The sequence below is a fragment of the Martelella sp. FOR1707 genome, assembly GCF_053484265.1.
In genome coordinates, this window is record NZ_JBAKFP010000004.1 from 339746 (window position 1) to 363808 (window position 24063).

22 protein-coding genes, 2 tRNA genes and 1 pseudogene are annotated in these 24063 nt (G+C 60.8%); 13 read left to right on the forward strand and 12 right to left on the reverse strand.

Going from position 1 to position 24063, the window contains the following annotated elements; translation table 11 throughout:
* Window positions 1–298: 298 nt before the first annotated feature.
* Window positions 299–375 (reverse strand) — tRNA-Asp (locus V6765_RS12970).
* A 311-nt stretch (window positions 376–686) separates the two neighbouring features.
* Window positions 687–1133, reverse strand: a complete 447-nt coding sequence (locus tag V6765_RS12975) for a DUF3788 domain-containing protein (protein ID WP_448429396.1) — start codon at window positions 1131–1133, stop codon at window positions 687–689.
* Between the two features lie 237 nt (window positions 1134–1370).
* On the opposite strand from V6765_RS12975, the gene V6765_RS12980 reads away from it, so the two are divergent.
* Together V6765_RS12980 and V6765_RS12985 are read left to right on the forward strand one after the other, a co-directional pair.
* Window positions 1371–1446, forward strand: a tRNA-Val gene (locus tag V6765_RS12980).
* Window positions 1447–1801: 355 nt separating this feature from the next.
* Window positions 1802–2029, forward strand: a complete 228-nt coding sequence (locus V6765_RS12985) for a hypothetical protein (RefSeq protein WP_448429398.1) — start codon at window positions 1802–1804, stop codon at window positions 2027–2029.
* Window positions 2030–2386: 357 nt separating this feature from the next.
* On the opposite strand, the gene V6765_RS12990 is transcribed toward V6765_RS12985, so the two are convergent.
* Complete coding sequence (locus V6765_RS12990; protein WP_448429400.1) at window positions 2387–2713, reverse strand: HlyU family transcriptional regulator; 327 nt, start codon at window positions 2711–2713, stop codon at window positions 2387–2389.
* A 60-nt stretch (window positions 2714–2773) separates the two neighbouring features.
* Window positions 2774–4024: a threonine ammonia-lyase gene (gene ilvA / locus V6765_RS12995; RefSeq protein ID WP_448429402.1), complete on the reverse strand. Its 1251-nt coding sequence runs from the start codon at window positions 4022–4024 to the stop codon at window positions 2774–2776.
* Between the two features lie 103 nt (window positions 4025–4127).
* Between ilvA and V6765_RS13000 the strand changes: the two genes are divergently transcribed.
* The 5 genes from V6765_RS13000 (at window position 4128) to V6765_RS13020 (ending at window position 10028) form a co-directional block, all read left to right on the forward strand.
* A complete protein-coding gene (locus V6765_RS13000; protein WP_448429404.1) occupies window positions 4128–5582 on the forward strand; it encodes a TrkH family potassium uptake protein in 1455 nt (484 codons plus the stop codon).
* 109 nt (window positions 5583–5691) lie between these two features.
* A complete protein-coding gene (gene purL, locus V6765_RS13005; RefSeq protein ID WP_448429406.1) occupies window positions 5692–7926 on the forward strand; it encodes a phosphoribosylformylglycinamidine synthase subunit PurL in 2235 nt (744 codons plus the stop codon).
* Between the two features lie 28 nt (window positions 7927–7954).
* The gene (locus V6765_RS13010) at window positions 7955–8188 is read left to right on the forward strand and encodes a BolA/IbaG family iron-sulfur metabolism protein (RefSeq protein WP_018064326.1); all 234 of its coding nucleotides are present in this window, start codon (window positions 7955–7957) and stop codon (window positions 8186–8188) included.
* Window positions 8189–8317: 129 nt separating this feature from the next.
* Window positions 8318–8653, forward strand: coding sequence for a Grx4 family monothiol glutaredoxin (gene grxD / locus V6765_RS13015; RefSeq protein WP_292052795.1), 336 nt, complete (start codon window positions 8318–8320; stop codon window positions 8651–8653).
* Window positions 8654–8846: 193 nt separating this feature from the next.
* Window positions 8847–10028, forward strand: coding sequence for a multidrug effflux MFS transporter (locus tag V6765_RS13020; RefSeq protein ID WP_448429859.1), 1182 nt, complete (start codon window positions 8847–8849; stop codon window positions 10026–10028).
* A gap of 75 nt (window positions 10029–10103) precedes the next feature.
* Here V6765_RS13020 and V6765_RS13025 read toward each other — a convergent pair whose 3' ends face one another.
* Entirely contained in the window at window positions 10104–10820 is a 717-nt protein-coding gene (locus V6765_RS13025; RefSeq protein ID WP_448429408.1) for an SDR family oxidoreductase, read from the reverse strand.
* Window positions 10821–10891: 71 nt separating this feature from the next.
* Here V6765_RS13025 and V6765_RS13030 point away from each other — a divergent pair, with 71 nt between their 5' ends.
* Window positions 10892–11533 carry a TetR/AcrR family transcriptional regulator gene (locus tag V6765_RS13030; protein WP_448429410.1) on the forward strand — a complete coding sequence of 214 codons (642 nt, stop codon included), beginning with the start codon at window positions 10892–10894 and terminating at the stop codon, window positions 11531–11533.
* On the opposite strand, the gene V6765_RS13035 is transcribed toward V6765_RS13030, so the two are convergent.
* Window positions 11523–12350: an inositol monophosphatase family protein gene (locus V6765_RS13035; protein ID WP_448429412.1), complete on the reverse strand. Its 828-nt coding sequence runs from the start codon at window positions 12348–12350 to the stop codon at window positions 11523–11525. The genes V6765_RS13030 and V6765_RS13035 overlap by 11 nt on opposite strands.
* Window positions 12351–12625: 275 nt before the next feature.
* Between V6765_RS13035 and rpsD the strand changes: the two genes are divergently transcribed.
* A complete protein-coding gene (gene rpsD / locus V6765_RS13040) occupies window positions 12626–13243 on the forward strand; it encodes a 30S ribosomal protein S4 (protein ID WP_448429414.1) in 618 nt (205 codons plus the stop codon).
* Between the two features lie 70 nt (window positions 13244–13313).
* Here rpsD and ald read toward each other — a convergent pair whose 3' ends face one another.
* Window positions 13314–14432, reverse strand: a complete 1119-nt coding sequence (ald, locus tag V6765_RS13045; protein WP_448429416.1) for an alanine dehydrogenase — start codon at window positions 14430–14432, stop codon at window positions 13314–13316.
* Window positions 14433–14579: 147 nt separating this feature from the next.
* Between ald and V6765_RS13050 the strand changes: the two genes are divergently transcribed.
* Window positions 14580–15041, forward strand: a complete 462-nt coding sequence (locus V6765_RS13050) for an Lrp/AsnC family transcriptional regulator (protein WP_448429418.1) — start codon at window positions 14580–14582, stop codon at window positions 15039–15041.
* Here the strand turns inward: V6765_RS13050 and V6765_RS13055 are convergent.
* Entirely contained in the window at window positions 15038–15619 is a 582-nt protein-coding gene (locus V6765_RS13055; RefSeq protein WP_448429420.1) for an N-acetyltransferase family protein, read from the reverse strand. The two genes, V6765_RS13050 and V6765_RS13055, sit on opposite strands and share 4 nt — an antisense overlap.
* Before the next feature lie 140 nt (window positions 15620–15759).
* On the opposite strand from V6765_RS13055, the gene V6765_RS13060 reads away from it, so the two are divergent.
* Complete coding sequence (locus V6765_RS13060) at window positions 15760–17748, forward strand: bifunctional 2',3'-cyclic-nucleotide 2'-phosphodiesterase/3'-nucleotidase (protein ID WP_448429422.1); 1989 nt, start codon at window positions 15760–15762, stop codon at window positions 17746–17748.
* Between the two features lie 208 nt (window positions 17749–17956).
* Here V6765_RS13060 and V6765_RS13065 read toward each other — a convergent pair whose 3' ends face one another.
* Complete coding sequence (locus V6765_RS13065; protein ID WP_448429424.1) at window positions 17957–18379, reverse strand: DUF2834 domain-containing protein; 423 nt, start codon at window positions 18377–18379, stop codon at window positions 17957–17959.
* Window positions 18380–18432: 53 nt separating this feature from the next.
* On the opposite strand from V6765_RS13065, the pseudogene V6765_RS13070 reads away from it, so the two are divergent.
* A pseudogene (locus V6765_RS13070) lies at window positions 18433–18918 on the forward strand (5'-nucleotidase C-terminal domain-containing protein); the annotation flags it as partial.
* Window positions 18919–19019: 101 nt separating this feature from the next.
* Here V6765_RS13070 and V6765_RS13075 read toward each other — a convergent pair.
* Complete coding sequence (locus V6765_RS13075; RefSeq protein WP_448429426.1) at window positions 19020–20102, reverse strand: hypothetical protein; 1083 nt, start codon at window positions 20100–20102, stop codon at window positions 19020–19022.
* A 352-nt stretch (window positions 20103–20454) separates the two neighbouring features.
* The gene (locus V6765_RS13080) at window positions 20455–20781 is read right to left on the reverse strand and encodes a hypothetical protein (RefSeq protein WP_448429428.1); all 327 of its coding nucleotides are present in this window, start codon (window positions 20779–20781) and stop codon (window positions 20455–20457) included.
* Window positions 20782–20790: 9 nt separating this feature from the next.
* Between V6765_RS13080 and V6765_RS13085 the strand changes: the two genes are divergently transcribed.
* Window positions 20791–21264, forward strand: a complete 474-nt coding sequence (locus V6765_RS13085) for a hypothetical protein (protein ID WP_448429430.1) — start codon at window positions 20791–20793, stop codon at window positions 21262–21264.
* 134 nt (window positions 21265–21398) lie between these two features.
* On the opposite strand, the gene cckA is transcribed toward V6765_RS13085, so the two are convergent.
* Entirely contained in the window at window positions 21399–23993 is a 2595-nt protein-coding gene (gene cckA, locus V6765_RS13090) for a cell cycle histidine kinase CckA (RefSeq protein ID WP_448429432.1), read from the reverse strand.
* Window positions 23994–24063: the final 70 nt, after the last annotated feature.

Sequence of the window (24063 nt, forward strand, 5' to 3'; positions counted from 1 at the left end):
GGATAAACCGCGAGACCGAAAATTGATAGATGTCGGGGTCGTGACTAGCGCAGCCGGCGCGCTCGCGCAAGACATTCAAACCCTTTTCGTCGCGCTGCAACAAAGTTTCAACCGCCCGCCCTGATAAGCGGCGGGCCCGGCAGGCAAAGGCTGCGGCAAATTGTTGCGGTTGTCATCCATTATGGAAAGAAGCGCGAAACGCGCAACGACGTCCGAAACGAAGAATCGCGCCACGCAAGGCTATGAAAACAAGCCACGCTGTAAGCGCAATTTTCGGAACATCCTAGGAGAAGAAGAATGGCGCGAGTGACGGGGCTCGAACCCGCGACCTCCGGCGTGACAGGCCGGCACTCTAACCAGCTGAGCTACACCCGCGCTTTTGCCGTTTCAGTTTCGAACCGCTTGTTTTCGAAGCGCTTCGTCTGTCGGCGTGAGCGGCTGTTTAAGGGGGTCGCCTGAAAGTGTCAAGCAGCTTGTCACGCATTTCTGATTTTTTTGCGATCGCCGTCCGGGACCTGTGCGAAACCTGCGAAAAGACGCCTTTCGGCGGGGCCGCCGGATCTACCGGAACAACAAGAGAAGTCGCGGCCGCAAGAGCGAAGCGACGTCGTTTCCAGTAATGCATCTGCGATCGGTTACTGTGGCAGTTTCGGCTTCGTGTGCGCGAGCCGGCGGAATCAGGAGACTTATCTCGGCCTGCGCTTGAGGATCAGCAGATCCGTCACATCTCTCAACTCGTCGGCCGAGGACACTCCAATCTTGAGCCATTTGCCGTCACGATAGGTTTCCGTTGAGTCGTAGAGCTTCATAAGTCTGGGGCTAAAGGCGTCACGCCGAGCTTCCACCTTTTCGCGTTCCGCCGCTCCCAACACGATGACCACGGAAAAAGCGCGGTACTCCGGCAGAAAGGTACAGAACGCCCTGTTCTTCTTGTACCGCAGCGCCCAGCCGTGCTTCTGGCCGCCATATATCCAGTCCGGCGCGAATACCCCGGGATAGGCCGCGGCAATCCAGTCGCGCAGCGCGGACCATTGCGTATATGCCTCCGGCCCGATCCAGTCGCGGATGGCGATGTCATCGGGCGGGGCCGATCTGTCGGTGAGGCGGTCGCCAATGCCGGGAGACTGATTCATGACGCAATACCCTCTGCAACCACGCTGTTATCGCAGATGCGCGAAGTTCTGGAAAGGCACCTCACCTTGGCCGGCTCCAGGGGCGGGCGACGAAGACGCGGTCAAAGCTGCGGCGCAAATTCATTCAGACTGTCGCAAGCTTTGCGGGCGCGGATGCGAAAAAAATATGTAAAACCGTACATTCCCCTCTTGCGGTTTTGCCGCGATCCGCATATTTCACGCCTCACCAACGCGGTCGGGCGATTAGCTCAGTTGGTAGAGCGCCTCGTTTACACCGAGGATGTCGGGAGTTCGAGTCTCTCATCGCCCACCATTCTTCTTCTTTTCCATGTAGTTTTCAGATCAGTCTCGTTGAGCCTGTTGCGTGCCGCCCAACGTTTCGGCAGTGATTCAATCAGCGTAACGCTGCTGATTCCCTTGCGTTTTTGACGTTCCGCAAAACTGCGCTGCGGAAATCCGCCGGAAAATTGCGTCCGGCAAGCAAAGATCCAGACCCCGCTTGGCCAGCCGAGCGCACTATAAACGTTTTAAACTGAAAATCCGCCTCGATATTTGACCTTCTGGTCAAAAAATCCAGAAGAATCCTGCGTTTACCATATCATACTTCCGCGTTTTATATTGCCTGTAACAGAAAACCATAATAAACTCCGCTGTGGAGGATCACTATTATGGCAAACTATAAATGCACTGATTGCATGATGGTGCAGAACACCGGTCGCGTTTGCCGGCGTTGCGGGAGCTATAGTCTTTCTGCGCTTGAAACCCATGGTGGCGCTGTCATGGAGCGGGAACGCAACACCCAGGTGCCCGCTGCTGCATCGTCCAACATGCCCGTATGGCTGTCATTTTTCGGAATTGCCGTTCTGACGTCCTATCTGCTGCTTTTCCACGTGTGACGCCCGGCGCGCGCCGCATGCCACCTCCGCCGCAGGGAAATCCGGGGCGGAGTGGCAGCGCTTTGGTCGTTTGGTCAGCAGGCCTCTGGCCCGAGTCGGAGTGTCGGCGAAAAAGTGGAATCCGGCTTTTCGGTCAAGCTGTGCTTCAGGGGTCGACGATCCGACCCGCCAGAAGAGGCAATACGCGGCTGAGGGCCATGGCTACTGCGTGTGATGATGCCAAGTCCGAGGCAAACGTGCTCGGCCGGCGCTTCGGCTGCACATAAGCCGCCACGGCCACGCGCTCAATCAAAAGAGCTTCGAAGCCGGGTCGCGTCCTCAGGCGCCCCGCGGGCGTCGGCGCATTGGAGCGAGTTTTCAGGCCGTGCGGCTCTTGGCGCCGTCTGAAAACAGCGAGCGGCCATTCTGGTCGATGATCTGCTTGCCCTTGCGGAAGGTCCACTCGATCGCTTCATCCTGTGACGAAAACAGGTCGGCGCGAATGAAGGTCCGGGTCAGCGTCTCGTCGTTCACCTCTTTTTCGATTCGGCCCTGAAGGCGATACTGCGCCCCTTCCTTGAACGGCTCGGCGAAGATGATGCAGTCCTCATGGACGATCGATTTCACCGCCTGCTCGTTCTCGCGCCCCTCGCCGCCTCCGCCGCCTGAAAACAGTGAGCCGATCCGAGAAAAAAACGATGCCATCTTCAAAACTCCTTTTTTATCTTTCTAGTCGATCGGCGAGCGCCGCGCCAGCGCTGCCCGTCAGATGATCAGGTTCGCCAGAATTTCGTTTTCGGTAATATCCTGATATTTCAAACCGTTATTCGCGAGGTTCTCAAACAGGACATGAAAGTTTTCCGGCCGCGAGGTTTCGATGCCGATCAGGATCGAGCCGAAATTGCGCGCCGATTTCTTCAGATATTCGAACCGCGCGATATCGTCGTCCGGCCCCAGCAGGCCGAGAAAATCTTTCAGCGCGCCGGGGCGCTGCGGCAGGCGCAGGACAAAGTACTTCTTCAGTCCCGAATAGCGCATCGCGCGTTCCTTCACGTCCGGCAGCCGGTCGAAATCGAAATTGCCGCCGGAGACGAGTACCACGATCTTGCGGCCGCGCACCTTTTCCGCCGGCAGACGGGAAAGCGCGGTCAGCGCCAGCGCGCCCGCCGGCTCCAGCACCACGCCCTCGACATTCAGCATCTCGGTCATGGTCACGCACAGCGCATTTTCCGGCACCGCCATCACCTGAACCGGCGAAAACCGCCTGAGCGCCTCGAAATTGGCGTCGCCGATGCGGGCGACGGCCGCGCCATCCACAAAATTATCGACGTCCTGGAGCGTCACGATCTCGCCGGCCTCAAGCGAACGCTTCAGGCTCGGCGCGCCCTCCGGCTCGGCGAACAGATAGGCGTCATCCGGCAGGCGATCGGAGAAATAGCTCGTTATCCCCGCAGACAACCCACCGCCGCCGACGGGCATCACGATCAGATCGGGAAGGCCCTCCCCTTCCGGCCAGGCGTCCTCGATCTCGCTCGCCACCGTCGCCTGTCCCTCGATGATGTCGGGATGGTCGAAGGGCGGAACCATGATCCCATCATGCTCGGCGGCAAATGTGCGGGCGGCCGAATAGCAGACGTCGAATATATCGCCGACCAGTTCGATGCGGATGAAACCCTCCCCGAAGGTGCGGGTCTTGTCGATCTTCTGCTGCGGCGTGGTGACCGGCATGAAGACCACGCCCTTGACGCCGAAATGCCGGCAGCTGAAGGCAAAGCCCTGGGCGTGATTGCCGGCCGAGGCGCAGACGAACACTTTCGAGGCCCCGTCGCCGTCCATCCGCTTGCGCATGAAATTGAAGGCGCCGCGCAGCTTGTAGGAACGCACCGGCGACAGATCCTCACGCTTCAGATAGATATCCGCGTCGTACTTCGCGCTGAGATGGGCGTTGCGCTGCAGCGGCGTCGCCTCGCACAGGTCTCTCAACGCCGTTTTGGCCGCTATCACGTTATCGCGCATTTCCTGCTTCCCATTGAGTTTGTCCTGTGACACCGCTATGGCATACAAACCGGGTCACGAAAAAGCCCGTATCTGACAAGAGAGTATGACAGGGAACTGACCCTTGAACGCCACGCTTCTGCGGTCTGCCTTCTATATCGCGGCGATTTGCGGCATTTATCTCGCAGCCGCGATGTTCGTTCCGGCCATGGTTGACCTCTATTACGCGAATGCCGACTGGCAGGTTTTCGCCCTGTGCGGCTTCATGGTCGGGGGCACCAGCGCGGTCACTGCGGTCGCCATGCGCGGCAATCCGCCGCCCTTCAGCCGCCGCCTCGGCTTCTTTCTGGTCAATCTGCTGTGGATGACCTTCGGCCTGATCGGCGCAATCCCGATCTATCTCGCAAGCGGTGAACTGACCTTTGCCCAGTCGCTGTTCGAATCGATCTCGGCGATCACGACCACGGGCTCCACGGTTCTGACGGGGCTCGATCAGGCAGCCCCTGGCCTTCTTCTGTGGCGCTCGCTGCTGCAGTGGATGGGCGGCATCGGCATCGTCGCGCTCGGCCTGTTCATCCTGCCGTTCCTGCGGATCGGCGGCATGGCATTTTTCAAGATGGAATCGTCGGATACCGGCGACAAGCCCTTTGCCCGCATGGCGAGTTTCACCCGGGCCTTTCTGGCGATCTATGTCGGCATCACGCTGTTATGCGCGATCTGCTACGGCTTCGCCGGCATGTCGCAGTTCGATGCCTTCAACCACGCGCTGACGACTGTGGCGACCGGCGGCTTTTCCACTCATGACGCCTCCTTCGGCTATTTCGACAGCCCGGCGCTCTTGTGGGTCTCGACCTTCTTCATGACGCTGTGCAGCCTGCCGTTCTCGATCCTGATCCTGTTCGTGGTGCGCGGCCGGCTCGATTCGCTGCGCGATCCGCAGATCATGCTGTTCCTGACCTATCTTTTCGTGGCGGTGTTCCTGCTCTCGCTCTATATCAGCCTCAACGACCAGATGGACTTCCTCGCCGCGCTGACGCAGTCGGCGTTCAACGTCTCGTCGATCCTGTCGACCACGGGCTACGCCAGCACCGACTATTCGCAATGGGGCGCCTTCGCGGTGGTGCTGGTGTTCTTTCTTACCTTCATGGGCGGCTGCTCGGGCTCGACGGCGGGCGGCATAAAATCCTACCGCTTCCTGATCCTCTTCAACATGCTGAGGACCGGCATGAAGAAACTGATCTATCCGAACGCGGTCTACTCGATCCGCTACGGCCGGCTCAGCGTCGATTCGGAAACCCAGCGCGCGGTCTCAATGTTCTTCACCGCCTACATCCTTCTGTGGGCGTTCGGCAGTATGGCGATGTCGCTGCTCGGCTACGACCTGATCACCTCGACCACCGCCGTGCTCACCGCACTTTCCAATGTCGGCCCCGGTCTTGGCGATATCATCGGGCCGGCGGGCAATTTCTCGACCTTCGCCGATCCGGAGCTCTGCCTGCTGGCGATCCTGATGCTGCTCGGTCGCCTTGAAATCCTGACCGTCATGGTGGTGCTGATGCCGATGTACTGGCGCAGCTGACACCGGCGGACGGACCGGAAAAACCGAAAAACCATGTCGCCTCGCGCGGCAACATCGGTTATGGAACGCGAATGCCATCTGAAAAACCAAAGCGGGATGCTCACCTCTCATGACCCTTTCGAACAGCCAGGTCATCACCCCGGAACTGATCGCGGCCCACGGGCTGAAGCCGGATGAATACGAGCGGATATTGTCGCTGATCGGCCGCGAGCCGAGCTTCACCGAACTCGGCATCTTCTCCGCGATGTGGAACGAGCACTGCTCCTACAAATCCTCCAAGCGCTGGCTCAGAACACTGCCGACCACCGGCCGCCGCGTGATCCAGGGCCCCGGCGAAAATGCCGGCGTGGTCGATATCGATGACGGCGATTGCGTGGTGTTCAAGATGGAGAGCCACAACCACCCCTCCTATATCGAGCCCTATCAGGGGGCCGCGACCGGCGTCGGCGGCATTCTGCGCGACATCTTCACCATGGGCGCGCGACCCGTTGCCGCGATGAACGCGCTGCGCTTCGGCGCGCCGGACCATCCGAAAACCCGCCATCTCGTTTCAGGCGTCGTTGCCGGGGTCGGCGGCTATGGTAATTCCTTTGGCGTTCCAACCGTCGGTGGCGAGGTCGAATTCGATGCCCGCTACAATGGCAACAATCTCGTCAACGCCTTTGCGGCCGGCATCGCGAAATCCGATTCGATCTTCTATTCAGAGGCCAAGGGCGTCGGCCTGCCGGTGGTCTATCTCGGGGCCAAGACCGGGCGCGACGGCGTCGGCGGCGCGACCATGGCATCGGCCGAATTCGACGAGGATATCGAGGAGAAGCGCCCGACCGTGCAGGTCGGCGATCCCTTCACCGAAAAATGCCTGCTCGAAGCCTGCATGGAACTGATGCAGACCGGCGCCGTGATCGCGATCCAGGACATGGGCGCCGCCGGCCTCACCTGCTCTGCCGTCGAAATGGGCGCCAAGGGCAATCTCGGCATCGAGCTCGACCTCAACCGCGTCCCGGTGCGCGAGGAGAACATGACGGCCTACGAGATGATGCTCTCGGAAAGCCAGGAGCGCATGCTGATGGTGCTCGACCCCGAAAAGGAAGAGGTCGCCGAGGCGATCTTCCGCAAATGGGGCCTCGATTTCGCGATCGTCGGCAAGACCACGGACGATCTGCGCTTCCGCGTGTTCCACAACAACGAGGAAGTCGCCGACCTGCCGATCAAGGATCTCGGCGACCAGGCGCCGGAATACGATCGCCCGTGGCGTGAGCCCGATACCCGCGGCACCCTGCCCGCCCATCTGGTCGACGCGCCCGCCGATTACAACGAAGCGCTGCTGAAGATCGTCGGCGGCCCGAACCAGTCGAGCCGGCGCTGGGTCTACGAGCAGTATGACACGCTGATCCAGGGCAATTCGCTGCAGCTGCCCGGCGGCGATGCCGGCGTGATCCGCGTCGATGGCCACCCGACCAAGGCGCTGGCGTTTTCCTGCGACGTGACCCCGCATTATGTCGAGGCCAACCCGTTCGAGGGCGGCAAGCAGGCGGTCGCCGAATGCTGGCGCAATATCACCGCGACCGGCGCGGAGCCGCTGGCGTCGACCGACAACCTCAATTTCGGCAATCCCGAGAAGCCGGAAATCATGGGGCAGCTCGTCAAGGCGATCGAAGGCATCGGCGAGGCCTGCCGCGCGCTCGATTTCCCGATCGTCTCGGGCAACGTCTCGCTCTACAACGAGACCAATGGCGAGGCGATCCTGCCGACGCCGACCATCGGCGGCGTCGGCCTTCTTGCCGACTGGCGCAAGATGGCGCGGATCGGCTCGTTTTCCGAGGGCGACCAGGTAATTCTGATCGGCAATGACGGCGAGCATCTCGGCGCGTCGGCCTATATGCGCGATGTGCTCGGCCTCGTGGACGGCCCCGCGCCCACGGTCGACCTCCATCTCGAGCGCCGCACCGGCGATTTCGTGCGCTCCGCGATCAACAATGGTCAGGTCACTGCCTGCCATGATATTTCGGCGGGCGGTCTTGCCGTGGCGCTTGCGGAAATGTGCATGGCCGCCGGCAAGGGCATGGAGATCAGCATCGCCCAGGCGCGCGGCCAGGCGCATGCCCTGCTCTTCGGCGAGGATCAGGCGCGCTATGTCATCACCGTTCCGGCGGAATACGGCAATTTCGTCTGCGCCTCGGCGGAAGGCAGCGCGATCGCCTTCCGCAGGCTCGGGACCGTCAAGGGCGATGCGCTGGTGATCGATGAACTTGTTTCCTTGCCCGTCGAGGAGTTGCGCACCGCCCACGAAATGTGGTTCCCTCGCTTCATGGCCGCTCCGGGCGGCGACAACCAGTCGGCATAAGACCGGCATCCATCGAGGAGCATTCAACATGGCGATGAGCGCGGGCGAAATCGAAGACATGATCAAGGCCGCCCTTCCCGACGCCAGCGTCACGATCAGGGACCTGGCCGGCGACGGCGACCATTTCGCGGCCGAAGTCGTATCGGAGAGCTTCCGGGGCAAGACAAGGGTGCAGCAGCACCAGATGGTCTATGACGCCCTGAAGGGCAATATGGGCGGCGTTCTGCACGCGCTGGCGCTGCAGACCTCCGCGCCGCAATAGAGACGCGGCAACCATTCGGCTTTCGCTCAATTCCTCGCCCGGCGGGGTTGGCGAATGTCAATCGATCGATTATATGCTGAAAGCAAATAAACGCTACGGACCTTGAACCCGTATGTGAAAGGATTGCACATGAGTGACATTCAGACTGCCATCAAAAGTGAAGTCGACAGCAATGATGTCGTGCTGTTCATGAAGGGAACGCCGCAGTTTCCGCAGTGTGGCTTCTCCGGACAGGTCGTCCAGATTCTCGACTATCTCGGCGTCGACTACAAGGGCGTCAACGTGCTGGCCGACGGCGATCTGCGCCAGGGCATAAAGGATTTCTCCAACTGGCCGACCATTCCGCAGCTTTACGTCAAGGGCGAGTTCCTTGGCGGCTGCGACATCGTCAGGGAAATGTTCCAGGCCGGCGAGCTGCAGGAACATCTTTCCTCCAAGGGCGTGGCCGTTCGCGGCGCCGCCTGAGGCGATCCCGGCACACATAGCCGTATTCGGGCGCGTTTTTTTCGGCGCGCCCGCTCTGTGACCTCACAGAATTGACCGGGCGCCGCTATCGCGGCGCCTTCTTTTGCTTTCAGGAATAGTTGTTGTGACAGAAACATTAAAGACACCGGCTGAGATCGCCCGCAAGGCGCCCGGCAAGTGGGAACTCGTCGCCATGATGGCGGGGCTGATGGCGCTCAACGCGCTGGCCATCGACATCATGCTGCCTGGACTGAAGCAGATCGGAAGCAGCCTTGGCGTCACCTCCGACAATGAGCATCAGTTCATCATCACCGCCTATGTGCTCGGCTTCGGCATCGCCCAGCTTGCCTATGGGCCGATCGCGGACCGATTCGGCCGCAAGAAGCCGCTGCTCGTCGGTCTTGTGATCTATTTCATCGGCGCGGTGCTTTGCGCCTTCGTGCCGAGCTTTACCCTGATGCTGCTGGTCCGGTTCTGTCAGGGCCTTGGGGCCGCGGCCACCCGCGTCATTTCCGTGGCGGTGGTGCGCGACCTTCATGGCGGCCGCGCCATGGCCGAGATCATGTCGCTGATCATGATGGTGTTCATGCTCATCCCGATCCTCGCGCCATCGATCGGCCAGACGATCATGCTGTTCGGCGACTGGCATCTGGTCTTCGTGTTCCTGGCGCTTGCCGCGTTCGGCAATTTTCTTTGGGTCACCTTCCGCCTGCCGGAAACGCAGCACCCGGAAGACGTTGTCGAGCTGACGCCAAAGGCGGTGATCCACAGCGCGAAGACCGTGCTGACCAACCGCGTCGCGCTGTTCTACACGCTCGGCACGACCTTCATCATGGCCTGCATTTTCGGCTTCGTGAATTCGGCGCAGCAGGTCTATGTCGAGATCTACGGTCTGGGCACGCTGTTTCCGGTTGCCTTCGCCGGCATCGGCATCGTGATGGCGGCATCCTCGCTGATCAACTCCCGGATCGTGGGCAAGATCGGCATGCGCAGGCTTTCCCACGGCGCAATGATCGGTTTCACACTGACCAATGGCGTCTGGCTGCTGATTGATCTTATGTATGCGGGGGCGATGCCGTTCTGGCTGTTCTATGCCCTGTTCATGCTGGCCTGGTTCCAGTTCGGCTGGATCGGACCTAACTTCAACGCGCTGGCCATGGAGCCGCTCGGCCATGTGGCCGGCGCCGCCTCGTCGATCCTCGGCTTCGCCAGCACCGCTTTCTCGGCTCTGCTCGGCGCTGCGATAGGCTATGCCTATAACGGCACGACCACGCCGATGATCGCGGGCTTCTTCGTCTTCGCCGCGGTCGCGCTCGGCTTCACGCTGATCGCGGAAAAGGGCAAGCTGTTCCAGCCCCACAACCCGGAAATCTGACGCAGACCACACTAAACGGAAAAAGGGCGCCCTCGCGGCGCCCTTTTTCGTTACCGCTTTTCCCGTGAAATCCTCCTACCAGGGTATCCGGCCGTCGGTATCGAAGAAGCCGCCGTTCTCTTCTCCCTCCAGAGCGAAGCGGACCGGAATTTCCGCCCCTTCCTCGGGCGTCAGGTGGCCTGCGCCGCCATTTAGGTCTGTGTCCACGTATCCGGGACTGACGGAATTGACGACGATATTCGTGTCACGCAGTTCCTCACGCAACTGCACGGTCAGCATGTTCAGGGCCGCCTTTGAGGCGTTGTAGCCGATGAACTGCGCCTTGTAATACATCCAATCCGGAGTGCCGTTGAGCGTCAGCGAGCCGAGCGGACTCGACACATTGACGATCCGACCCTCGGGCGCTTTTCTCAACAAGGGCAGCATCGCCTGCGTGACCGCCAGGGTTCCGAAGAAGTTGACCTCCATTGTCTGCCGCACAGCGTCAAACGAGGCCGAGGACGGCGGAGCATCCGAGAAATCGAAGATGCCGGCATTGTTGACGAGAATGTCGAGGCGCCCGTATGTGGCATCAATCTCGGCAGCAGCGCGGGCGATGCTATCGCGGTTGGTCAGATCGAGTTGAATGGGCGTCGCCGTGCCTTCCGTGATATTCCGCGCAGCCTTTTCGCCGCGTTCAGGGTTCCGCGATCCGAGGATAACCCGGACGCCGGCGCTGGCGAGTTGGCGGGCGATCTCGAACCCGATCCCCTTATTGGCTCCCGTGACGAGCGCGATCTTCTGGGTGTCCATATGCAAATCCTTTCTTGCCTGTTCTGGCTGAGGCAAATATATGAAGGATCATTCAGTTTGAGGATTCGCATTTGCCCGCAGTCGCGCCACCATCGCTGAGACCCCGGAAGAAGCCGCGTCAGGCGCGCGCGGCGGTCACCGTCGATGCCATCGTCGAAGCCAGTATTCAGCTTTTGGTGAGCGGCGGCGTAGCGCGGCTGACCACCACCCGCGTCGCAGAGCGCGCCGGCGTTTCGGTTGGCACGATGTATCAGTATTTTCCGCACAAGCAGGCGCTGATCTATGCGCTCAATGAACGCTATCTGGAAGCCCTGGCGATACGCCTCGAAGCCGTTTGCGAAAGCCACCACGGCAGCAGCCTCGGGGATATGTGCGAAGCGCTGATCGAGACCTATTTCCAGGCAAAGACGGAGCGAGCCGACGTGACCCGCGCGCTCTATGCCTCAGCCGTGGAGCTCGACAACGCGGCTCTGGTCGCCAATTTCGCCGACCGTGCCGATGCTTGTACCAAGGCCATGTTTGCAAGTGCGTCAGACGCCACGATCCCCGATCTGGAAACCGTCAACCTAGCCCTTCTAACAACAATCTTCGGCGCGGTCCGCAATGCTTTCGAGCGAAACCTTGATGCCGGCGAGATCGCCGCCCTGAAGCGGCAGGTTATCGTGATGTGCCGCGCCTATCTTGAGGCCGTCGCCGGCGCACCTAAAGCGTGAAGACCTTTTCCTTCAGCTCCATCCAGCTATCCCTGTCGGGCGCGCCGAGGAGGCCGCCGTCCAGATGGCTTGGCAGGTAGCGCGAGCCGTCATAACGGGCAATATAGCCGCCGGCTTCCTGGCCGATCAGCACGCCCGGAAGATGGTCCCAGGGCATCAGCTTGAAATAGGTGAAGAAATGCGACCCGCCGGAAGCAAAGGCGCGGTATTCGACGGCGGCAGCGCGATAGCTCGCCGCGTAGCGCACCTTCGCCATATTGCCGAGCAGGACCGTGCGGTTTTGCTGCGGCATGAAGGCGACCGAAGCGGTGCCCAGCATTTCTTCGAGCGGAACGGGCGCCGCCACCGACATCCGGCTTGATGAGCCGTCGGCGCGTTTCAGCCAGGCCCCGCCACCCTTCTCCGCGATCATGAAATCATCGCCCATCGGATCATAGATCAGGCCGGCGACGGTTTCGCCATTGGCAACGACAGCGGCCATGACACCGAAGGCGGAAATGCCATGGGCGAAATTGAACGTGCCGTCGATCGGGTCGACCACGACCGCCACATCGGCGTCCTTCAGCTTTGTCAGAAGGTCGGGATCGGCGGCAACGCCTTCCTCACCGATGAACAGGGCCTCGGGCAGGATTTCGGCGATTCCGGCCTTGATCACGCGCTCGGCTGCGGTATCGGCGATGGTCACCAGATCGCTCGCCTCGGTCTTTTCGGCGACATCGCTTTCGCCAAGAGCGCGGAAACGGGGCAGGATTTCCTGCTTGGCGGCGCGGCGCATCAGCCCGGCGATGGCGTCGAGCGTTTCGGAAGTGATCGGCATATGGTAATTCCTGGCTGGAAAGATTGTTGCACCCGGTTAAACCATGACGCCCATGCAGGAGTCCATGCCGCAGGCGTTGACTTTCAGGCAAAAGCCGACTATCAGCGCGCCAACACTGAATTGATCGGTGTTCTAACCGACATGTCCCGTGGTTTTCCGGGCGCTTTATTCCGCGAAAACCTGTCAGGCCCTTCGAAAGAGGGCGCCAAAGGAGGGCGTGTTTCCTTGGGCTCCCGGCCATGCCGGTCCCGCTATGTTGAGATTAAGGAAATACGATGAGCAAGCGCGAATCGTCCAAGCATAAAATCGACCGCCGTATGGGCGAAAACATCTGGGGCCGTCCGAAGTCCCCGGTCAACCGCCGCGAATACGGCCCCGGCCAGCACGGCCAGCGCCGCAAGGGCAAGCTCTCCGACTTCGGCGTACAGCTGCGCGCCAAGCAGAAGCTGAAGGGCTACTACGGCGAATTGCGCGAGAAGCAGTTCCTCGCGATCTTCGAAGAAGCCAACCGCCGCAAGGGCGATACCGGTGAAAACCTGGTCGGCCTCTTGGAAAGCCGTCTCGACGCGATCGTCTACCGCGCCAAGTTCGTGCCGACCGTTTTCGCAGCCCGTCAGTTCGTCAACCATGGCCATGTCACCGTCAACGGCGTCAAGGTCAATGTTGGCTCGTACCGCTGCAAGGCCGGCGACGTGATCGAGGTGCGCGAGCGCTCCAAGCAGCTCGCCAGCGTTCTCGAAGCGACCCAGCTCGCCGAGCGTGACGTGCCGGACTACATCGACGCCGACCACAACAAGATGACCGCAACCTATGTACGGGTCCCGGCGCTCGCCGACATCCCCTACCCGGTCATCATGGAACCGAACCTCGTGGTCGAGTTCTACTCGCGTTAATCCTCGCGCGACATCGAATGCGAAAAGCCGCCTCCGGGGCGGCTTTTTTTGTTTTCTGGAGCAAGTCGCCTCAGGCGACCTTCAGGACCGCCTCGGGCGCGGCCAGCTCATAGCCGAGCGCGGCGGCGACGGCGGCATTGGTCACCCGGCCGCGGTGGACGTTGAGGCCGTTGCGCAGATGACGGTCCTCGGAAACCGCGGCGAGCCCCTTGTCGGCCAGCATCAGCCCGTAATGCAGCGTCGCATTGTTCAGCGCGGCAGCGGAGGTGATCGGCACGGCGCCCGGCATGTTGGCGACGCAGTAATGCACCACGCCATCGACGATGAAGGTCGGGTCGGAATGGGTGGTGGCGTGCGAGGTCTCGAAACAACCGCCCTGGTCGATCGCGACATCGACCATGACCGCGCCGGTCTTCATACCCGGCAGCATTTCGCGGGTCACGAGCTTGGGCGCGGCCGCCCCCGGCACCAGCACCGCGCCAACGACCAGATCGGCGGCAAAGATCTCGTTCTCAAGCGCTTCCGTGGTCGAGTACAGCGTCTTGACCCGCCCGCGGAACAGCTCGTCAAGCATGCGCAGACGCGGCAGCGAGCGGTCGAGGATCGTGACCTCGGCGCCAAGTCCGGTCGCCATCAGCGTGGCGTGCAGGCCGACAACTCCGCCGCCGATCACCACCACCTTGCCGGGCTGGACACCGGGAACGCCGCCCAGCAGCACGCCGAGCCCGCCATTGGCCTTCTGCAGCGCGGTGGCACCGGCCTGGATCGAAAGCCTTCCGGCCACTTCCGACATCGGAGCCAGAAGCGGCAGCCCGCCGCGCTCGTCGGTCACCGTCTCATAGGCAATCGCCGTGACGCCGGAGGCAAGCAGCCCCTCGGTCTGCGCCGGATCGGGGGCCAGATGCAGATAGGTATAGAGCAACTGCCCTTCCCTGAGCTGCGCCCATTCGGAGGGCTGCGGCTCCTTGACCTTGACGATCATATCCGCCCTGGCAAACACAGTGGCGGCGTCCGGCACAACCGTCGCGCCAGCCGCGCGGTAGGCGTCGTCGCCGGCGCCGATGCCGGCACCCGCGCCGGTCTCGACGATAACCTGGTGACCATGCGCCACATATTCGCGCACCGATGCCGGGGTCAGGCCGACGCGGTACTCATGATTCTTGATTTCTTTCGGACAGCCGACAAGCATTTTCGATCTCCTCGCTCCAATCGGTACAACCTAACCGGGATTGAAACGCGAAATCGCAGCAATGTCCTTGCAAAGTTATCCTTGATTTTTCACTTTTTTCGTTTAATTTTCGAAAAAGAACAATAAAAATCGAAGGGTATTCGAACGATGGATATCGACGAGATTGATCGTGCGATCTTGAAGGCGCTCCAGAAGAACGGCCGCATCACCAATGCGGACCTTGCGGAAACCGTGGGCCTGTCGCCATCCGCCTGTTCCAGACGGCTCGATATATTGGAAAAAAGCGGCGTGATCGAGGGCTATACCGCAAGAATTTCGCCCGAGGCGCTTGGCTACAAGATGGTGGCGATCGTGCAGATCTCGCTCTCCGGCCAGTTCGCCCGCACGCTTGCCGAGTTCGAGGAGGCGGTAAAGCGCTGCCCGAACATCATCGTCTGCTACATGGTCTCCGGCGTCTATGACTATACGCTGCGGGTGGCGGCGAAGGACCTGAAGGATTACGAGCGCATCCACCGCGACTGGCTGTCGGCGCTGCCGCATGTGGTGCAGATCAACTCGTCCTTCGCGCTCAGGCCGATCATCGAACGGATCAATGTCGGCATCGATTAAGCTTTAGGCGACTTGACCAGCAGCAGCCAGTTCTCGCCCTCGGCCTTCCAGTCCTCGGCGGTGACGATCGCTTCACGCGCGGTCTCGCGAAAGCCGAGCTGATCATAAAACCGGCGAGCCGGCGCATTGCCGTCGGAGACGATCAGGGCAAGATCGCGGCCGCCTGCCATCCGCGCCGCCCGCTCCATCAGCAATTTCCCGAGCCCGCGCCGGCGGTACTCCGCATAGGCCGCGAGCACGTGAATATAGTAGCTGCCGACGGCCTTCGCCTTCAGCGCCTTCAGCGGTTCGAACACGGCATGGTCGGCCTCGCCGGTCGGCGTATCGCGCTCCAGGGGATAGGCCAGCAGCAGCGCCACGATATCGGAGCCAAGGGTTGCCACCGTGCCGTTCTTCCAGTTGACGACCTGATCCTCGCGACGGACGCTGTCGCGCCCGGCCTGCCACGGATCGCCCTCGCCGCCCTCAAGCCGCCCCCAGCGCCACAGCGGCAGGCCGTGATCGGCGATATTGATGAGCCGCACCATGTCCGGCGCATCCTCCGCCGTGGCTGCCCTGATCGTGAAACTCGAAACCAATCCACCCCTCCCCGTATTGACCCAAAGCCGGCTGCGCGTCTAGCCTGTCATTAAGCTTTCACAGACTTGCAATTCATTCCATGATCATTGTCAACCGCCGACGGCGCAAAGCCCGCGCCACAACAAAAACGGAGCCGCCGATGTCCGCGCTTTTCGAACTGCAACCGATCTCCCGCCGCACGCTGCTGCGCGGCATGGCAACGGCCACCGCCATGGTCGCCCTGCATCCGTTTTCCGCCCGTGCCGCCGGCAATCAGGCGCATCTGCGGCTGATGGAAACCACCGATATCCACGTCAACGTGTTTCCCTATGACTATTACGCCGACAAGCCCAACGACACGATGGGCCTCGCCCGCACCGCCTCGATCATCGACGCGATCCGCACCGAATCGACAAATTCCATGCTGATCGACAATGGCGACTTCCTGCAGGGCAACCCGATGGGCGATTACATCGCCTATGAGCGCGGCATGCAGGATGGCGACGTCCACCCGGTGATCAAGGCCATGAATGTGCTCGGCTATGATGTCGGCACGCTCGGCAATCACGAGTTCAATTACGGCCTCGATTTCATGCACAAGGTGCTGGCCGGCGCGAACTTCCCGTATGTCTGCGCCAATCTGACCACCGGCGAACTGGCGGACGACCCGACCAAGGACGATCTGATGGTCAGGCCCTACCTGATCCAGGAGCAGATGATCACCGATGGCGACGGCAACAAGAGCCCGGTGAAGATCGGCTTCATCGGCTTCGTGCCGCCGCAGATCATGGTCTGGGACGAGAAGAACCTTTCCGGCAAGGCCAATACCCGCGATATCGTGGAAGCGGCCGAAGCCTGGGTGCCGGTCATGAAGGAGGAAGGCGCCGATATCATCGTGGCGCTGTCGCATTCCGGCATCGATGGCACGGGCCCCGCGCCCCTGATGGAAAATGCCTCGCTCCATCTCGCCGGCGTCGGGGGCATAGACGCGGTGTTCACCGGCCACCAGCATCTCGTCTTCCCCGGCACGGATGATTTCGCCGGCATCGAGGGCGTCGATATCGACAAGGGCACGCTCAAGGGCAAGCCTGCGGTGATGGCCGGCTTCTGGGGCTCGCATATGGGCCTGATCGACCTGCTGCTGGAAAAGGACGGCGATAGCTGGAAAATCGTCGACTTCACCACCGAGGCCCGGCCGATCTACCACCGCACCGAAGACCGCAAGGTGATCGCCGATGTCGAAAGCGACGCGGCGGTGATCGCCGCCGCCGAGGCCGATCACGAGGCGACGCTGGAATATGTCCGCACCCCGGTCGGCAAGACATCCGCGCCGCTGCAATCCTATTTCGCGCTGGTGGCCGACGACCCGTCCGTGCAGATCGTGTCCAAGGCGCAGACCTGGTACACGAAAGACATGCTGAAGGACACGGAATACCGGGACTTCCCCGTGCTTTCCGCCGCAGCCCCCTTCAAGGCCGGCGGTCGCGGCGGGCCGGATTACTATACCGAGGTCCCGGCCGGCGACATCGCCATCAAGAACGTCGCCGACCTCTACCTCTATCCCAACACCGCCCGCGCCGTGCTGATCAACGGGGCGCAGGTGCGCGAGTGGCTGGAAATGTCGGCGGGCATGTTCAACCAGGTGGCGCCCGGCGCGACCGACGCCCCGCTGCTGAACCCGGATTTCCCGTCCTACAATTTCGACGTCATCGACGGCGTGACCTACAAGATCGACCTGTCGAAACCGGCGCGCTACGCCAAGGATGGCAGCCTCGCCAATCCGGACAGCCACCGCATCATCGATCTTGCCCATGACGGCAAGCCGATCGACCCCGAGCAGCAATTCGTGGTGGCGACCAACAATTACCGCGCCGGCGGCGGCGGCAATTTCCCGGATATCAATTCGGACGTGATCGTGTTCGTCGGCCCCGACACCAACCGCGACGTGATCGTGCGCTACATCGTCGACCAAGGCACGATCAACCCGTCGGCCGATTTCAACTGGACCTTCGCCCCCATGCCCGGCACCACGGCGGTGTTCGAGACCGGACCGCGGGCCGCGGAATACATCGCCGACGTGAAGGGCGCAAAGATCGAAACGGCGGGCGACGGCGAGAACGGGTTTGCGCTTTATCGGGTGGTTCTGTGATCGGTTGAGTTTTTGACAGAGCGGAATGGCATGGGCCGGCCTGAGGGTCGGCCTTTGTTTTGTCCACTGCCCCTTGGGCGTCATCCTCGAGTCTGCCCCTTTGAGCGCAATGCCGGCACAGCGGAAACACGCATTAAGGGGCAGTGAGGAGAATGGCGGCTTTCGCACGCGACGTCATTGAAGCGGACGTTCTCAAAAAGTCTGCCCTTCACTCCTGATCAATCTCTTGCCGGAAATAGAGGTAAAGCGGCAGCGCGAGTGACAGACCGACAAGCCCCCCTGCCGGAACGACGAGCCACCAGTTGCGCACACTATGCTGCCGAGCATCAACCCACGACCAAACCCAAAATACCCCAATTGAAATCATAACATCCGTCGAAAACCCGCCAGCAGCGCCGTTTGAAAACAGGCCGCTTACAAACAGAGGGACATCGAATCCGTTTTCTGCGAAGAAATTTGCAAAAAATATCCAGGGAACAACGGCTCCGAGAACGGACATAACGAGGTAGAAGCGGCGAAGAGACATAGAAAAATTCCAAGGTGGTTTGCTTACGCCGCCATGTAAGGGCGAAAAGGGTTGAAAAACAACGGGCTCGCAGCGGCCGTTGCCGGCCTCACCAGGAAGCGACATGTCATTGCCTGCTCGAATGTCGCAAGTGTTGCGGTGGGTGCGGATATTCGCTCGCCCCGCTGCTGAACCCGGATTTCCCGTCCTACAATTTCGACGTCATCGACGGCGTGACCTACAAGATCGACCTGTCGAAGCCGGCGCGCTACGCCAAGGACGGCAGCCGCGCCAATCCGGACAGCCACCGCATCATCGATCTTGCCCATGACGGCAAGCCGATCGACCCCGAGCAGCAATTCGTGGTGGCGACCAACAATTACCGCGCCGGCGGCGGCGGCAATTTCCCGGATATCAATTCGGACGTGATCGTGTTCGTCGGCCCCGACACCAACCGCGACGTGATCGTGCGCTACATCGTCGACCAAGGCACGATCAACCCGTCGGCCGATTTCAACTGGACCTTCGCCCCCATGCCCGGCACCACCGCCACCTTCGAAACCGGCCCCCGCGCGGCGGAATACATCGCCGACGTGAAGGGCGCGAAGATCGAAACGGCGGGCGACGGCGAGAACGGGTTCGCGCTTTATCGGGTGGTTCTATAAGGACCAGTGCGAACCGCGTTCATCGAAAAGGGCCGATTTACCATCGACCCTGCCTGGAGACCGAAAATGAGCGGAGGCGGCGGAAGAGCGGCCTCACGGCCTCAGATGACATTCCCCTCGATATCGAAGTGAATCGGCACATAAGCTTCGTATGTCTCTCCGGCCACGGTGACTTGCCGCTCCGGCACCCAGAGACGCAACCGCCCTGTCTCATAAAGCGCTACCTGCTCTCCAGTGAGCAGCCGAAGCTCACCGACGACGGCATCTTCGCCCATGGTGAGGCTGTTCAATCGACCACTTTCGTAGAGCCCCACATATGAACCAGCAGCGACGATATATCCTTGCTCCAGCGTGGCATGGGCCACCTGGAATCCTTCAGGAGGACCGCATTTCACCACTGACGATCCGCGATAGAAAGAAACCGGCGTAGCGGGATCGGCTTCGAAATCAAGATACCGGAAGCCCCCGGTAACAGTAGCCTGTTTTATCGATACCTGGCCGTCGCGATCGAAATCGAACAGAGAAACGGTTGTATTTGCCTTGATCACCGGCTGCGAAACGCCGATCTGCACAGCAATCCCGTTCAGCAGCCTGCAAAAGGCCAGGCCCCCGCTCATGTGAAAGCTAACGGAAGCGGGCCCAATCGTCAGCCCGTATGGTTGCGGCACGACAGCATGGTTCTTCAAGGTGCCCGACTGGATCATAGCATTGACATGGTAGACAATTCGCGTGTCTGCCGCGAAACTAAACGATGCGCCAAGCATGGGAATAGTCTCGTCACGGGCCAGCGTACCGGCTTGCAGAACGCCGGTCCTGTAGAACAATAGCTCGGTGCCCCCTTTGTAAAGACGCCCCCTGTATAAGGTGTCCTCGCGAAGGACGCCCTTGGCCAGGGAACCATCCTCATAAAATTTCGTTTCTTCCAGAGAATATGCGAGTACAGGGTCTTGGATAGTTCCGCTGTCTACCAAATTGTACTCATCCAGATCGAAATCCCAATCGCCCATTACTACCCCCGCATAAAATTTTCCGAACTGCTGCGAGAATAGCATCCCGAGCTTCGATCTCAAATAGAGGAAAGTGTCGTATGAGGGGCGACTATTTGGCGACTGTTTTGCGCGCGCCTTATCAGACGTTCGAAGCAATGGAGACTTGCCCCAATAGCCGCCGTTCGTACTGCGCACGGACAATTCCCGCAATGGCCGGAAAGCAGCCATTTGCTGTGACTGCAAGCTGACATGGCGTCAGGCAGGAACGGACTTTGAAAACCAAATTTGAAACCAGTATCTGTTAAACAATCGGTCGATGCTCGGTCCATACCACTAATTTCATCTTGTTCCTGCTCCCCGTCTGAAAACCATGGAAACAGATACTTGCGGTCTCCCGCTCCGCAATACGTCTCATGATTCATAGGCTCTCACATCACTTTGGCGAAACGTGTGTGACCTCACTTGATCCCAGTGATAGAACTGAGAAAATAAACGCGGCAACCATTTCGAGAACGGCAAGAACCGATAAATGACCAGAGAAATTCCGTCACTGAAGAGCCTTGAGCATTTTCTCTTTGAGGTTCCTCTTTACGCTCCCCACGGTCTGAATGAAGAGTTTGGACCCCGGCAACTTTATGGTTGGCCTGAACACTCGCTCGAGCAAGAAATCAAAATTGACGGGCATTGCCCCTACTGCAATCGTCAAACAACATTTAGCGTTCGCTTCCAGAACATACCCAGCGGCGTTCATCGCAATGAGATCGCCAAACGTTTGGCACACGATAGGATGGCTCTGACTTGTAGCCGCAAGAGCGATCACATCATCTAGTATTTCTTCCGTATTGAGAGATTGGTTGTCCAAAAGATTGGCCAATATCCTTCATTGGCAGACATCGCCAATGATGAAGTCGCCATCTATCGGAAAGATATGGAGAGGCTGGACGCACAAGAATTTCACAAAGCCATCGGTCTTGCTGCCCATGGAGTAGGCGTAGGGTCATTCGTCTACTTACGCCGGGTCTTCGAGCGCCTGATCGAGAAGCGTTTCGTTGAGTCTAAAGAGGCCGAAGGCTGGGAAGATAAGCAGTTTTACGCAGTGCGGATGGAAGACAAGATAGACCTTTTGAAAGGCCATCTGCCGGAGTTTCTGGTGGAAAACAGGAAGATTTACTCGATTCTGAGCGTTGGGATTCACGCGCTCGACGACAAGACTTGCTTGGGCTGGTTCGACGCCATGAAGCAGTCGATCATCATCATTCTCGAAGATGACAGAAAGAAAAAGGAAGAGCTTGAGAGGCGAAAAATATTCTCCAGCGCGATAGCGAGTTTCTCAGCCGACGATGCAGCAAATAGTTAGTCAGTCGAAATTGGCTCGGATTGATTGAACAGGCTTATGGTCGTTCTTAAGTGGTTTCCGGTCTGCTTTATGCTGCCTCTGATCTGGCGGACGTCCGGATCAACCATGCGGTTGCCCATCAATTCGGGTATCATTCACCCCTCCCGGATCATCTCCCACACGGCCGCCACCAGCTGTTTCAGATTATACGGCTTCGGGAGGAAGCCGAATTTGGCGTCGTCGGGGAGGTTTTTGGCGAAGGCGTCGTCGGCGTAGCCGGAGACGAAGATGAATTTGAGGTCGGGATAGATGCGGCGCGCCTCGCGCAGAAGCGTCGGGCCGTCCATTTCCGGCATCACCACGTCGGACACGACGATATCGACAGCGCCTTCGAGCTTCTCCAGCACCTTCAGGGCGTGGACGCCGGTATCGGCCTCGTAGACGGTGAAGCCGCGCATTTCCAGCATGCGCTTGCCGGAGCGGCGCACCGCGTCCTCGTCTTCCACCAGAAGCACCACGGCGGACTGGCCGGTGAGGTCCATATCCTCCTCGCGCGGGGCTTCGTTGTCGCTCTCATTGCCCTCGCCGAAGGCGGCGGCGATCGGTTTGCCCTTGTGGTCCTTCGGCGCTTCGGCCATGTCCTTCTCGCCGGCAGCGCGTTGATGGCGCGGCAGCAGGATGATGAAGCGCGTGCCCTTGCCGACTTCGGAAACCGCGTGCAGGAAGCCGCCCGACTGGGTGACGATGCCATAGACCATGGCAAGGCCAAGGCCCGTGCCCTTGCCGACATCCTTGGTGGTGAAGAACGGTTCGAAGATCTTGTCCAGCACTTCCGGCGGAATGCCCGTGCCGGTATCGGCGACCTCGACCATCACGAAGTCCTTCTCCGGCACCTCGCGCAGGCCAAGGCTCGCGACGTCTGCCGCCGGCACGTTGCGGGTCGTCACCGTCAGCGTGCCGCCCTCGGGCATGGCATCGCGGGCGTTCACCGAGAGATTGGTGATCACCTGGCCGAACTGGCCGGGATCGGTCTTCACCGGCCAAAGATTGCGGGCGAAATCGGTGGTGAGGCGCACATCCGAGCCGCCGGTGAGGCGTTCGATCATCATCCTGTTGTCGCCGATGACGTCGTTGAGATCGACCACTTCCGGGCGCATGGTCTGCTGGCGGGAGAAGGCCAGCAATTGCCGCACGAGCCCCGAGGCGCGGTTGGCATTGCGCTTGATCTCCACCAGATCGGCGAATTCCGGGTCGGAGGCGCGCGACTGCAGCAGGAGATGATCGGCCGAAAGCAGGATCGCGGTCAGCACATTGTTGAAATCATGGGCGATGCCGCCGGCAAGCGTGCCGACCGCATTGAGCTTCTGGGTGCGCGCCATCTGCGCCTCCAGCGATTTCTGTTCGCTGATTTCGATCACATAGATCAGCGCCTGCGCATCCGGCGCGGAGCCGCTGGCGCCATGGACGAAGAAGCGGAAATGGCGGCTGTCGTCGCTGAAATGGCGCGCCTCGAAGGGGGCGATATCGCTCTGGCCCGCCGCTGCCGCTGCCAGCGCCTCATCCAGCCGCGGCCGGTCGCCGGCATCGATCAGCCCGCCCGCGCGGGTGCCCGTGCCGATATCCTCGCGCCGCACAAGGTCGGCGAACATGGTGAGGAAGCGGGTGTTGGTGGTGAGCAGCCTGCCATCGCGGTCAACGGTGGCGATCGCCATCGGCGTATCGTCGAAGAACCGGCCGGGGGCGGCATCGCCCGCGCGTTCGTCGGCCTCGCGCCGGACGATCACGGTGCGGCTGTCGCCCGCCCTGCCCTCGCGGCCGCCAACGGCCTCGTGAAGCATGACCACCGGCATGGTCTGTCCTGAGGCGAGCTTCAGGTTCGCCTCAATCCGTTCGCTGACGCGCGCGCCGGGTTCGGGATCGAGCGCGGTCAGAAGCGCCATGCCCTCACCGGTCGCCAGATCGGAGAATTTCATCCGGCCGGCCACGAAGGCGGCGAGATCGACGCCCAGCCAGCCGGCGAGCGTGGCGTTCATATAGCTGACCTTCCCGTCGCTATCCGCCGCCACGAAGCCGACCGGGGCATGGTCGAGATAGTCGATCGCCTTCTGCAATTCGCGGAAATAGCGCTCCTGCTCCTGGCGCTCCTCGGTGATGTCGGAAATCTGCCAGATGTGGAAATTGCGCGTCGTGGCGCGGCTGTCGGTGACGGGGAAGAAGCGGGCGCGCAGGCGATACCAGCGCGGGCCTTCCCCGTTCGCAAGCGCCTTGACGAGGCGGAACTCCTCCTGCCCGTCGCGGCCGGCGCGCACCGCCTGGCTGAGGCGATAAAGCACTTCCGAGCTCTCCGGCTCCTCCGAAAGCAGGGTATCAAGCGTTGCAGGCTCGGCCGCCCCCGTCAGCCGGCCATAGGCGGCGTTGGCATAGACCAGCCGGTTGCGGTGATCGGTGATCACGACGGCTTCGGGATACTGGTCGAGAAACGGCCGGGCGAAGTGATTCTGGCGTCCCGTCGGGAACAGTTCCGCAAGGCCGGTCAGCGTGGCCAGCACGAAAAACACGCCGAGCACGGCAAACAGACCGAGGATCGCCAGCAGAAGATCTTCCGGCAGATAGCCGCGATACTGGTAGGCAAGCACGACGATCGTCGCCAGGATGAGAAGCACGAGCGCCAGCCGGGAGATGATGCCGGCGCCGAAGCCGCGCCTGACGGTGGTCTCGCTGCCCGTGTCGTCCTTTTGCCCTGATGTCATTGAAACCTCGTCATCCGTCCGGCCCGCGCCGCGAAACATCGTTGGTGCCCGATGCAACAGGATCGGCCAG

Coding starts and splice junctions, on each gene's coding strand:
- V6765_RS12975 (WP_448429396.1), bottom strand. CDS start 1,133: ATGAATCAGTCTCCCGGCATTGGCGACCGCCTCACCGACAGATCGGCC.
- V6765_RS12985 (WP_448429398.1), top strand. CDS start 1,802: ATGGCAAACTATAAATGCACTGATTGCATGATGGTGCAGAACACCGGT.
- V6765_RS12990 (WP_448429400.1), bottom strand. CDS start 2,713: ATGGCATCGTTTTTTTCTCGGATCGGCTCACTGTTTTCAGGCGGCGGA.
- ilvA (WP_448429402.1), bottom strand. CDS start 4,024: ATGCGCGATAACGTGATAGCGGCCAAAACGGCGTTGAGAGACCTGTGC.
- purL (WP_448429406.1), top strand. CDS start 5,692: ATGACCCTTTCGAACAGCCAGGTCATCACCCCGGAACTGATCGCGGCC.
- V6765_RS13010 (WP_018064326.1), top strand. CDS start 7,955: ATGGCGATGAGCGCGGGCGAAATCGAAGACATGATCAAGGCCGCCCTT.
- grxD (WP_292052795.1), top strand. CDS start 8,318: ATGAGTGACATTCAGACTGCCATCAAAAGTGAAGTCGACAGCAATGAT.
- V6765_RS13020 (WP_448429859.1), top strand. CDS start 8,847: ATGATGGCGGGGCTGATGGCGCTCAACGCGCTGGCCATCGACATCATG.
- V6765_RS13025 (WP_448429408.1), bottom strand. CDS start 10,820: ATGGACACCCAGAAGATCGCGCTCGTCACGGGAGCCAATAAGGGGATC.
- V6765_RS13035 (WP_448429412.1), bottom strand. CDS start 12,350: ATGCCGATCACTTCCGAAACGCTCGACGCCATCGCCGGGCTGATGCGC.
- rpsD (WP_448429414.1), top strand. CDS start 12,626: ATGAGCAAGCGCGAATCGTCCAAGCATAAAATCGACCGCCGTATGGGC.
- ald (WP_448429416.1), bottom strand. CDS start 14,432: ATGCTTGTCGGCTGTCCGAAAGAAATCAAGAATCATGAGTACCGCGTC.
- V6765_RS13050 (WP_448429418.1), top strand. CDS start 14,580: ATGGATATCGACGAGATTGATCGTGCGATCTTGAAGGCGCTCCAGAAG.
- V6765_RS13060 (WP_448429422.1), top strand. CDS start 15,760: ATGTCCGCGCTTTTCGAACTGCAACCGATCTCCCGCCGCACGCTGCTG.
- V6765_RS13065 (WP_448429424.1), bottom strand. CDS start 18,379: ATGTCGCTTCCTGGTGAGGCCGGCAACGGCCGCTGCGAGCCCGTTGTT.
- cckA (WP_448429432.1), bottom strand. CDS start 23,993: ATGACATCAGGGCAAAAGGACGACACGGGCAGCGAGACCACCGTCAGG.